Genomic DNA, 12,995 nt, shown 5'->3' with positions numbered 1-12,995 from the left:
ACAAGATTGTGAAGAATATAAAACTAAAATATCATTAAATTGAATTTCACTCAGTTAAAAAATATTACTTCTTTAAAAAACACATTATTCGTAATGTGTTTTACTATGTCTATATGTGGGAACATCACAGCCCAAAACACTTTCCCAGACATTGTAAAAAACAAAGAAGGAAAACTTTCTTTTACCACAGACAATCAAGGAAACCAGATTCCTGATTTCTCTTTTGCAGGATATAGAAATTCTGAAGTTGCAATTCCGAATTTGGAAAACAAGATTTTTGTTTCCAAACAAGAAGACGATGCCACGCAGAAAATTCAAAATGCAATCGATTATGTAAGCGCATTAAAACCAGACAAATCAGGTTTTCGCGGAGCAGTTCTTTTAGATAAAGGAATTTTCAAGGTTAGCGGAACTTTATACATCAGAAAATCGGGTGTTGTCCTAAGAGGAAGTGGAAATGCTGAAAACGGAACTGTACTTTTAGGAACAGGTTTAGAAAGAGAAGCTTTAATTAGAATTTTAGGTGTAAACGATAAAGTGTATAAAGATTCATTCGAATTTAATAACGCTTATACACCGCTTGGAACTCAGAAAATCCAATTAAAAAACACTTCGAAATTAAAAGTTTCAGACGAAATAGAAATCAGCAAACCTTTGACAGAGAATTTCATTAAAGAAGTAAACATGCAGGATTTCGGTGGAGAAACTTCTTGGATTGGATGGAAAAAAGGCGCTTGGAGTATGACTTGGAATAGAGTTGTAACTAAGGTCAACGGAAATGAAGTGACATTGAATGCTCCAATTACAATGTCGTTAGATGATGTTTTCGGAGTTTCAAAAGTGACGGTTTATTCATGGCCAGGAAGAGTTGAAAACGCTGGAATTGAAAACATCTTGATTAAATCAACTTTTAATGCTTCAAATGCAAAAGACGAAGAACATAGATGGCAAGCAATCAGTATTGAAAACACTAGAAATGCTTGGGTAAAACAAGTTAATTTTAAACATTTTGCGGGTGGAGCCGTTACGGTGTTAAAAACAAGTCAGCAGATTACAGTTGAAGATTGTATCGCGACTGAACCTGTTTCAGAAATCGCTTCATTCAGAAGACATACATTTTATACAGAAGGCCAACAAACGCTTTTCCAACGTTGTTATTCAGAATTTGGATATCATGATTTCGCTGTGGGAGGATTTGGAACAACAGGTCCAAATGCTTTTGTTCAGTGCGAATCGCATCTTCCATTCAGCAATAGCGGCGCAATCGGAAGCTGGGCAACTGGAGTTCTATTTGACATTGCTAATATTGACGGTGCAGCATTGAGTTACAACAACAGAGAACAGGGTGGAAGAGGAGCTGGATGGACAGCTGCAAATTCTGTTATCTGGGAATCTTCAGCTTCAAAAGTAGAATGTTATAGTCCGCCAACAGCTCAAAACTGGGCATTTGGAGTTTGGGGACAATTTGGAGGAAACGGACACTGGAAAGACGTAAACGGACATATAAGCCCTAGAAGTTTATTCTACACGCAATTAGAAAGCAGATTAGGAAAACTTCCTTCACCAGCTTTTATTTACGATTTAGGATCAGAACCCTCTTCAAGTCCAACGATCGAAGTGGCGCAAGAATTGACTAAAGCTTCGGTTACAACCAAACAAAGTTTACCGGAATGGATTGCAGAAGTTTCAAAACAAAACCCGATTAACATTAATAATTCAGGTTTAAAAAATGCAAATGATTTAAAGATTGCTTCTTCGAATAAATCGGAAAATAAGTCAAAAGTAATCACAGAAAATGGCTGGTTGACTTTCAACGGAAAAGTAATTGCCGGAAAACAAATGAATGTGGCTTGGTGGAGAGGTGATCTTACAGATGATTTCGTAAATAAATCATTACCGCACGTAACTCGTTTTGTGCCAGGAAGAACAGGAAACGGATTAACAGACCGAGTTCAGGAAACAGTTGATTATTTGACTTCGAATAATATCATCGCCTTAGAACACAATTATGGTTTGTGGTACGACCGCAGAATGGACGATCACGAACGTGTACGAAGAATCGACGATGATACTTGGCCTCCGTTTTACGAACAGCCTTTTGCAAGAAGCGGAAAAGACTTGGCTTGGGATCATTTAAGTAAATACGACTTAACGAAATTCAACGATTGGTACTGGAGCCGTTTAGCGCAGTTTGCAACTTTGGCAGAACCAAACGGACAAATGTTAATCAATCAGCAATATTTTCAGCACAATATTTTAGAAGCGGGAGCGCATTGGGCAAGTTCACCTTGGCGTTCGGCAAATAATATAAACAACTCTGGATTTCCTGAGCCACCGCCTTATGCAGGAGACAAACGTATTTTCATGGCGGAGCAGTTTTACGATATTACGAATGCTGATAGAAGAAAATTACACCAAGGTTTCATTAGAAAATCTTTCGAAAACTTTCAAGATAACAGCAACGTAATTCAGTTAACAAGCGCCGAATATACAGGTCCGCTTCATTTTATGGAATTCTGGTTAGACGAAGCTCAAAAGTGGAAAGACGAAACAGGTAAAAAAGGATTAATCGGTTTAAGTGCAACTAAAGATGTTCAGGATGCGATTTTAAATGATGCCAAAAGAGTAAAAACAGTTGATGTTATCGACATTCGTTATTGGTATTACAAAGAAGACGGTTCGGCTTATGCTCCACAAGGAGGTGTTAATTTAGCACCAAGACAGCACGCCAGAAAACTGAAAACAGGAAAAGAGACTGACAATCAAGTGTATCGTGCCGTTAGAGAATACCGAGAAAAGTATCCTGAAAAAGTGATTTTATATTCAACAGACGGTTCTTCTCGTTTCGGATGGCCAGCTTTGATGGGAGGTGCTTCAATGGCTAACATTCCAAAAATCGAATTGTCTCAATTTTATGCCGCTTTAAGCGAAATGAAATTAGTTGACGGAAATACGTTCTCAGACAATCTTTGGAAATTAGAAAACAAAGGAAAAAGCTATCTTTTCTATTTGAAAAACGATCAAGATATTGCAATTGATTTATCAAACGCAAAAGGAACATTTGAAGTATTCGCAATCAATGCTTCAACAGGAAATATAACCAAAAAAGCCAACATCAGCGGAGGAAAACAAGTAGCAATTCCACAAGCAGAAATAAAAGAAAAAGTGCTTTTTGTAGTGAAGAAATAATTTGCCACAGATTTCACAGATTAAAAGGATTAAAAAATCTGCTAAATCTGCGAGAGAAAATCTTAAGACATAGCTTGGAAAATCCATTAAATCAGTGAAATCTGTGGCTAAAAAAATATATGTTCGCCACGAATTACACCAATTAGCACGAATTTAATTTAAAATTAAATCTGCCGAATCTGCTTGAAACAAAAGACACAAGCAGAATAAAAATTCGAGAAATTAGTGAAATTCGTGTCAAAAAAAAATAGAAACACAATTCAAAATAAATTATAATGAATCTGAAAATAAAATCTTTATACGCTTTTAGTATAAGCTTTATGTTTGCAGCACAAAGCGGATTTTCGCAATCTGCTAAAACAAAAGCATCACTGCCTGAAATCAAAGTATCTAAAAATCAGCATTATTTTGTTACCGAAAACGAAAAACCATTTTTCTGGCTTGGCGACACAGGCTGGCTGGCATTCGGAAAATTAGATAGAGCAGGAATTGAGAAATACTTTAAAGATAGAAAAGAAAAAGGATTCAATGTTGTTCAGGTAATGGTTTTGCATAACATCAATGCCGTTAATGTTTATGGGTCTTCGGCTTTAATCAACGAAGACGTTTCTAAACCGTTGATTACGGCTGGAAATGATTTCAAAGATCCAAAACAATACGATTACTGGGATCACGTAGATTACACTTTAGACGTGGCTCAGAAAAACGGAATATACGTTGCGATGGTTCCAGTTTGGGGAACAAACGTTTCAAAAGGAAATAAAGTAAGCAAAGAGCAAGCAACAGAATACGCTCAGTTCTTGGCAAATAGATATAAAAGCAGAACCAACGTAATTTGGTTAAACGGTGGAGACACACACGGAAATGAATTTCAGGATATCTGGAAGGCTATCGGGAATACTTTAAAAACCAGCAATCCAAATCAGTTAGTGACTTTTCACCCGTTTGGAAGAACCGATTCTTCAGAGAACTTCCACAACGAAAAATGGTTGGATTTCAATATGTTCCAATCAGGACACAGAAGATACGATCAGGATTCTATCAAAACGAATTTCAAAGAAGACAATTACAAATTTGTTTTAAGAGATTTCGAATTAAAACCAACAAAACCTACGCTTGATGGAGAACCTTCATACGAAGGAATTCCACACGGTTTGCACGACACTTTACAGCCAAAATGGACCGCAAGCGATGTACGTCGTTACGGATATTGGTCAGTTTTATCAGGAGCAGCAGGTTACACATACGGACACAACGCCGTAATGCAGATGTTCAGAAAAGGCGACAAACCAGCTTATGGAAATAAAGAATTATGGACATCAGCGATTAATGCGCCTGGAGCAAAGCAAATGGTTTATATCAAGAAATTAATGGAAGAATTTCCGTTCTTAGAAGGAACTCCAGATGTTTCATTAGTGGTTAATCAAGGAGAAAAATACGATTATATTCCAGCGATAAGAGGAGAAAAATATGCTTTGCTTTACACGTACAACGGGAGAATAATTGAAGCAAAACTTGGAAAAATTGCCGGTGATAAATTCGAAGCGACTTGGTACAATCCAAGAAACGGTAAGAAAACCAAAATCGGAATATTTGATAACAAAGAAGGCACTCAAAATTTTCAACCAGAAGGCAAAAAAGAAGATGGTAATGACTGGGTTTTGATTTTGAAGTCAAAGTAGTAATTAGTGAAAAGTAAAAAGTAATTAGTCAAAAGACTTTGAGGATTGTCATCAATCTTGTCATCCCGAGGAACGAGGGATCTCCACAAGTAGCTCCATAAAGTGAATCGACAATCTTTGTTGAGTTTCTTGCGGAGATTTGCTTCGCCTGTTCGCTATCGCTCGAGTCTCCTTCGTCGAAATGACAAAAAATGAGAATATGATCCTCTCGCAGATTTTGCAGATCAAGCAGATAAAAAAAATCCTTTTAATCTGCACAATCTGCGAGAGTAAATAAAAACAACACAACCATGAAAATCAAAAATATACTATTCATACTCTGTTTCATCACCAGTTTAACAGCATTCGCACACGATGGCTGGTACAACATCTTAAACGAAGGCGGAAACAACAAAGGCCAAAAATGCACTCAAGCCATTCAGAATGCGATCGAAAAAGCATCTAAAAATGGCGGAGGAACGATTTATTTCCCTGCGGGAGAATACCTAACGGGAGCTTTAACATTAAGAAGTAACATCACCATTCATTTAGATTCAGGAGCGCTTTTAAAGTTCTCGGAAAACTTCGATGATTTTCTTCCTTATGTAGAAATGCGTTACGAAGGAATTGTAATGAAAAGTTTCCAGCCTTTATTTTACGCAAAAGATGTAGAAAACATCACGATTACAGGCCGAGGCGTAATCGACGGACAAGGAAAAGCATGGTGGAATGAAGTGTACAGAATCGAATCAGCTAAAGAACCTTTGCCTCCAACAAAATACCAAACCATGTGGGAAGAGCAAAATAAAGGCCTTTATACAGAACCTTATTACAAAAGAACGGTCGACAAAAAATTCTTCAGACCATCTTTCTTTCAGGCGTATAATTGTAAAAATATTATGATCGAAGGCGTTACATTCAAAAATTCGCCTTTCTGGACCATTAACCCAGAATTCTGCGATAATGTAACGGTTACAGGAATTTCGATTTTCAATCCGCATTCGCCAAACACAGACGGGATCAATCCTTCTTCTTGCACGAATGTTCATATTTCAAACTGCCATATCAGCGTTGGAGATGACTGTATTACCATCAAATCAGGAAGAGATGGCGATGGACGTAAATACGGAAAAGCAACAGAAAATGTAACCATCACAAATTGTACGATGTTAAGCGGTCACGGCGGAGTGGTTATCGGAAGCGAAATGTCGGGCGGAATCAAAAAAATCACGATTTCAAACTGTGTTTTTGATGGAACAGATAGAGGAATTCGTATCAAATCGGCTAGAGGAAGAGGTGGAGTTGTAGAAGATATTCGCGTTGATAATATCGTGATGAAAAACATCAAAGAAGAAGCGATTGTATTAAGTCTTTTTTACGATAAAGGCACTACGGTAGAACCTGTTACAGAAAAAACGCCAATTTTCAGAAACATTCACATGAGTAATATTACGGCTTCAAATGTGAATAAAGCAGGGCAGATTTTAGGAATTACAGAAATGCCAATTCAAAATATCACTTTTTCAAACATCAATATGGACGGAAAAGAAGGTTTTACTGTAAGCACAGCAACAGATGTTGAATTTCATGATGTAAAAGTAAATGCAACAGTGGGTTCTTCATTCAAAATTTCAGATTCAAAAAATGTGATTTTAGATAATGTTGGATCTTCAACACCAATTAAAGGTGTTCCAGTTATCAAATTAGATAATGTTTCTAATGTGTTGATTAATAATAATTTTCCATTTAATCCAACCGATATTTTTATCGAAGCAGATGGAAAAGAAACGAAAAATATTTTCTTGAAAAACAATGTTTTAAACAACGTGACAACGAAAATTAAAAAAGGAGCTTCTTTAGATAAAAAAGCGATTACAGAATAATTCCACGTTCCTGCAAGGTTTCCAAAACCTTGTAGGTATTTTAATAATTATATTTAGAAGCAGAAACAATAGGCATTTTTGGAAACATCGTCCCGCTCTTCGTTGCAATCTTTTGTGCCTCCCGATAGCTATCGGGACGTCACAAAAGGATTTCCACTGCGATCGGGGCTAAAGAGAAAGATTTGGCTTTTTTGTAATTAGTAGGCTTTTGGATTAAACATAACAAACCTACAAGGTTTTGAAAACCTTGCAGGAGAACAGAAAAAAACATGAAAAAAATATTCATCCTATTAACCTTTTCACTTTTTGCGATATCTTACGCGCAGAAAAAGAAAGAACTCTATCTTTTCACATCTTTTAGAGAGCCCGCAACAGAAGGTTTATATTTGGCATACAGCGAAGACGGTTACAACTGGAAAGGACTAGAAGGATCATTCTTAAAACCAGAAATCGGAGCCAGTAAAATCATGCGCGACCCTTCAATCACAAAAGGAGCTGACGGAACGTACCACATGGTTTGGACAACCGATTGGAAAGGCGGAAATGGTTTCGGTTACGCAAGTTCAAAAGACTTGATGCATTGGTCAGAACAACAATATATACCCGTAATGAAAAACGAGCCTGAGGTAGTAAATGTTTGGGCGCCGGAGATTTTTTACGATGATGTAAAAAAGGAATACATTATTATTTGGGCATCAACAATTCCGTTTAGATTTCCAAAAGGCGTGGAAGAAGAGAAAAACAACCACAGAATGTATTATGTAACGACTAAAGATTTCAAAACTTTTTCGGATACAAAATTATATTACGACCCAGGTTTCAGCGTAATCGATTGTGTGATTGTCAAGAAAGGAAAGAAAGATTATGTTTTGGTTTTAAAAGACAACACAAGGCCAATGCGAAACATAAAAGTAGCTTTCGGAAAATCGCCTTTAGGGCCGTTTGAGAAAAGCTCTGAACCTTTAACCGAATATTTATCAGAAGGTCCAACAGTGGTGAAAGTGGGTAAAAACTGGCTGTTGTATTATGACAATTACGGTTCAAAAAATTATAAAGCTTTAAGCACTTCAGATTTTGTTCATTTTGAAGATGTTTCATCTAAAATAAGTCTTCCAGAAGGTCACAAACACGGAACGATTACAACAATTTCAAGCGAAGTTTTAAAAGGATTAATTGAAAAGAAATAAAAGATAAAGCCACAGATTACACAGATTAAAATGATTTTTCACTTATTTAGGATTTAATTACAAAATAAATCTGCAAAATCTGCGAGAGTAATTTTTTTTCCGCAGATTTTGCAGATCAAGCAGAAAAAAAATCTTTTTAATCTTTTTAATCTGTGGCAAAAAAATAAAATACCAATGATTACTTTCCAAAACATAAAAACCAACATAATCACTACAGCTACAATTCTTTTGGTTGGATCGGCTGTAAATGCTCAAAACGACACCGTTCGTTATGTTGGTAAAACACTTTCAAACATCGATTACCATCACGGAATGTTAAGTCCGGCAGTTGGAGTTCACGCGACACAAATCATGCGTGCAAGCCGTGAGCATCCAGAAAAAGCTGATGGTTTTGGATGGACGTACAATCACCAGCCGATGATGGCGTATTGGAATAATACCTTTTATCTTCATTATTTAAGCGATCCTTCGGGAGAACATATTCCGCCAAGTCAGACTTTAATTATGAGTTCTAAAGACGGAGTAACTTGGACAAAACCTCGGGTTATTTTTCCAATTTATAGAATTCCTGATGGATGGAAAAAAGAAGGCGTTGAAGGCGTTGCCAAAGATTTGGATGCGATTATGCATCAAAGAATGGGCTTTTATACGTCTAAAGACAAACGACTTTTTGCTTTGGCGTATTACGGAATCGCAATGGATGAAAAAGACGATCCAAACGACGGAAAAGGAATTGGTCGTGTGATTCGCGAAATCAAAAAAGACGGAAGTTTTGGCGAAATCTATTTCATCAGATATAATAAAACTTGGGACAAATCGAAATCAAAATTCCCATTTTATACAACGTCAAAAGACAAAGGATTCAAAAAAGCCTGTGAAGAAATTTTATCTAATCCGTTGATGTTACAGCAATGGGTAGAAGAAGCAGATCGCGATGACGAATTGATTCCGTTACAGAAACCGTATAAAGCTTTTAGTTATTATCATTTAGCAAACGGAAATGTAGTGGGTTTATGGAAACACGCTTTGACTTCGATCAGTAGAGACGGAGGAAAATCTTGGGATTACATGCCATTGCGTGCGCCAGGTTTTGTAAACAGCAATGCTAAAATCTGGGGACAAAAAACGTCGGATAATCGTTATGCTACGCTTTATAATCCGTCAGAATATCGTTGGCCTTTGGCAATTTCTACAAGTGATGACGGATTGAATTATAAAGATTTATTGTTAGTTCACGGAGAAGTGAGTCCGATGCGTTATGGTGGAAACTACAAATCTGCTGGTCCTCAATACGTACGCGGCATCACAGAAGGCGATGGAACTCCGCCAGACGGAAAAATTTGGGTAGGTTACAGCGTAAATAAAGAAGATATTTGGGTAGCTTCGATTCCGGTTCCAGTAACTTCTGTTGTGACAGAACAGGTTAATGATGTTTTCAATAATCTACCAAACGGAGAAGAATTGAAAATGTGGAATACTTACGATCTTTCGTGGGCATCCACAAAAATTGAAAAGAAAGCTGACGGCAAAAAATGGCTGACTTTAAGAGATCAGGATTATTTTGATTATTCTCGAGCGGAAAGAGTTATTCCTTTTGCATCAAAAATGGAAGCTGTTTTCACCGTAATGCCAGAACAAAATAATCATGGCTTATTGCAGATTGAATTCCAAAATAAACAAGGTTTGCCTTCAGTACGACTAATTTTTGATTCGGATGGAGAATTAAAAGTGAAAAACGGCGCTCGTTTGAGTTCGGTTACAAAATACGAAGCAAACAAAGCGTATAAAATCACAGTTAAATTAGATGCTAAAAACCGTCAATACACTATAAAAGTAAACGACGCAAAAGAATCAACAAAGATTTTTTATGCGCCAACAGATGGTTTTGAGCGAATCATGTTCCGCACAGGAGAACAAAGATATAATCCAAATCCAGACACAGCGCCTGATACAGACGATTACGACGACTTGCCTCAAACCGGAAAACAAATTCCAGAAGCAGTATTCAATATCGAGTCTTTGGTAACTAAAAAATTATAATGATTTTTACCATTAAGAGATTAAGAAAATTAAGCTGTATGTTTAATTAGACTTATCTTGAGAGCATAAAGTTTTGAGAACGAAAAATCAACGTAACTGAATGCTTAATGAACTTAAGACAAAGTTTACAGCTAGTGAGCTTAATTCTCTTAATATCTTAATGGTTCAATTAAAAATTTATAAAGTGAATATTTCAAAATCTATATTATCCTTCATTTTTGTTTTTTTCTTTTTCATTTCAAATGGACAAATTCTGCCTGTACGTTTAACAACAGAAATGGCTGAAAATCCATTAGCAGTTGTAGAGAATCAACCAAAATTAAGCTGGCAATTAGTTTCAAAAGAATCAGATGCATCACAAGTCGCTTATTTGATTTTAGTAGCTTCTTCTGAAGAAAAACTAAAAATGGATGACGGCGATATTTGGAACAGCGGAAGAGTTAATACTGATAAAAATCTGCATATTGTTTACAACGGAAAACCGTTAAAAAACGAAACCAAATATTTCTGGAAAGTGAAAGTTTGGAATCAAGCTGGAAAAGTTTCAAAATGGAGTAGAAATGCAACTTTCAGAACTGCTCCGTTGGAATCAGATTTAAATCCAACTTGGATTGGTGCAATTACAAAAGCGGACAGTCATTTACCTGAAGGAAGAACCTATCATACAGCGACTTTCAACAGAGAAAAAAAGAACTCTTTTATCAATGCTTCCGATTCGTTGGCACGAAGAAGTATCATGCTTCGTAAACCTTTCGAAGTGGAAAAAGTAGTCAAAGAAGCTGTTGTTTACATTTCAGGTTTAGGACATTACGAGCTGACAATCAACGGAAAAAAAGTAGGGAATAGTCAATTTGCACCTTTGTGGACTGATTATGATAAAACGGTTAATTACAATGTTTACGAATTAAGCGCAAAAGATTTTCAAAAAGGCGATAATGTTATTGGCGTTTTGTTAGGAAACGGAATGTACAATACGTTGGCTGAAAGATATACGAAGTTCTTTGTAAGTTTTGGCCCGCCGACTTTATTCTTCAAAATGAAAATCAAATACAATGATGGTTCAGAAGAAATTGTAAAATCAGACGGAAGTTGGAAATACAGTAAAAGTCCGATTACATACAACAGTATTTTTGGAGGAGAAGATTTTAATGCCAACTTAGAACAAAAAGACTGGAACAAAAAAGGTTTTAAAGATAGAGATTGGAAAAAAGTAGTGATTCAAGAAGCGCCAAAAGGAGTTTTAAGACCTCAGACAGCACCGCCAGTTACAATCCAAAAACAATATGAAGTTAAAACGGTCAAAGAGTTGAAACCGAACTTTTATGTTTTTGATATGGGACAGAATCTTTCTGGATTTCCAACCATCAAAGTAAAAGGAAAAAGAGGACAATCAATTCGTGTTTGGGTTGCGGAAGGATTAAATGAAGAAGGCACAATCGCGCAAGGAAGATCAGGAAAACCATATTATTACGATTACACCTTGAAAGGCGATGGAGTAGAAGAATGGACACCAAAATTCAGTTTCTACGGTTATCAATATGTTCAAATTGAAAACATTAATTATAAAGATGCGAAGAATAAGGAACTTCCAACTTTAGTAGATTTAAAATCGAATTTCATTTACAATTCGGCTGGAGAAGCGGGAAGTTTTGCGTGTTCAAATGAGATTTTCAATAAGACACATGAGCTGATTAATAACTCAATAAAAAGTAATTTCCAAAGCGTTTTCACCGATTGTCCGCAACGTGAAAAATTAGGCTGGTTAGAAGAAATTCAGTTGAACGGCCCTGGTTTAATGTTCAATTATAATTTGCAGACTTTCCTTCCGGCAACAATGCAGAATATTTCTGATTCACAAAGAGACAACGGTTTAATTCCGACAATTGTTCCAGAATACGTGATTTTCGGAGGCGATTTTACCGATTCTCCAGAATGGGGCGTTACGGGCGTAATTCTGCCTTGGATGTATTATGAATATTACGGAGATGCTTCATTATTAGAGAAATATTTCCCAATCATGAAAAAGTACGTCGATTACTTAGAAACAAAATCTACGAACCATATCGTTTCTCACGGATTAGGCGATTGGTACGATTACGGAACTCATGCTGCTGGATATTCAAAAAATAGTCCGATTGCGCTTTCGGCGACTTCTCATTATTATTACGGAGCTTATTTGACAGCTAAAGCGGCTAAGTTATTAGGCAAAACCGAAGATTTTGAAAAATACGAAAAATTGGCTTCTGAAATAAAAACAGCTTTCAACGCAGCATTTTTCAATCCAGAAACCAAACAATACGGAACAAATAGTCAGTTTAGTAACTCGGTTCCGGTTTTTATGAATATTGTAGAGCCTCAGTACAAAGAAGCAGTAATGCAAAATTTATTGGCTGATATCAAGGAAAAAGGAGATCGTTTGACAACGGGAGATGTTGGAAATCGTTATTTATTTCAAACTCTGGCAAGAAACGGCGAAAACGAAACCATGTACAGAATGCACAATCATTATGATGCTCCGGGTTATGGTTTTCAGATTAAATTTGGCTTGACCACTTTAACCGAACAATGGGATCCGAGAAAAGGAAATTCATGGAATCACTTTATGTTGGGACAAATTGAAGAATGGTTTTACCAAAGTTTAGCCGGAATTATGTCTGATCCTGAAAAACCGGGATTCAAACATTTCTTCATTCAACCGGAAGTGGTTGGCGATATGACTTTCGCGAAAGCGGATTATCAATCGGTTTATGGAAAAATTGCTTCTTCTTGGGAGAAAAAAGACGGCAAGTTTATTTTGAATGTTCAAATTCCTGTGAATACAACAGCGACAATCAAACTGCCTGTTTCGAAGAATTCAGAAATCAAAATTGATGATAAAAAGGTTAGAGCAGGTTTTAATGAAAAAGAGCAAAAACCGACTTTAGAATTAGGATCTGGAATCTATACGATAGAATGTAAGTTGTAATTGGAATTATGAGTTATAAGTTATGAGTTATGAGTTATGAATTGTAGTTAGGCTCAGAAAAAATAAAAAT

At 36.4% G+C, this 12,995-nt stretch carries 6 protein-coding genes; all 6 read left to right on the top strand.

The features are described 5' to 3' along the window. The first annotated feature begins 39 nt into the window (after window positions 1–39). The 6 genes from ABTV69_RS19010 to ABTV69_RS18985 all read left to right on the top strand — a co-directional run bounded on the left by ABTV69_RS19010 (window position 40) and on the right by ABTV69_RS18985 (window position 12,925). Complete coding sequence (locus ABTV69_RS19010; protein WP_433831579.1) at window positions 40–3,189, top strand: DUF6298 domain-containing protein; 3,150 nt, start codon at window positions 40–42, stop codon at window positions 3,187–3,189. A gap of 275 nt (window positions 3,190–3,464) precedes the next feature. Continuing rightward, window positions 3,465–4,871: a glycoside hydrolase family 140 protein gene (locus ABTV69_RS19005; protein ID WP_433831577.1), complete on the top strand. Its 1,407-nt coding sequence runs from the start codon at window positions 3,465–3,467 to the stop codon at window positions 4,869–4,871. Between the two features lie 290 nt (window positions 4,872–5,161). Beyond that, window positions 5,162–6,733, top strand: coding sequence for a glycoside hydrolase family 28 protein (locus ABTV69_RS19000; protein ID WP_433831575.1), 1,572 nt, complete (start codon window positions 5,162–5,164; stop codon window positions 6,731–6,733). Between the two features lie 269 nt (window positions 6,734–7,002). Continuing rightward, entirely contained in the window at window positions 7,003–7,920 is a 918-nt protein-coding gene (locus ABTV69_RS18995; protein ID WP_433831573.1) for a glycoside hydrolase family 43 protein, read from the top strand. Window positions 7,921–8,094: 174 nt separating this feature from the next. Beyond that, the gene (locus ABTV69_RS18990) at window positions 8,095–9,960 is read left to right on the top strand and encodes a six-hairpin glycosidase (RefSeq protein WP_433831571.1); all 1,866 of its coding nucleotides are present in this window, start codon (window positions 8,095–8,097) and stop codon (window positions 9,958–9,960) included. A gap of 184 nt (window positions 9,961–10,144) precedes the next feature. Further along, window positions 10,145–12,925 (top strand): glycoside hydrolase family 78 protein, encoded by a 2,781-nt coding sequence (locus tag ABTV69_RS18985; protein ID WP_433831569.1) that lies wholly within the window; start codon window positions 10,145–10,147, stop codon window positions 12,923–12,925. Window positions 12,926–12,995: the final 70 nt, after the last annotated feature.

The sequence above is a fragment of the Flavobacterium anhuiense genome (assembly GCF_050990855.1).
In the GTDB taxonomy this organism is placed as follows: Bacteria; Bacteroidota; Bacteroidia; order Flavobacteriales; family Flavobacteriaceae; genus Flavobacterium; species Flavobacterium anhuiense_C.
Note: the sequence above shows the minus strand (reverse complement) of the source record. Positions and strands in the feature narration are given on the sequence as shown.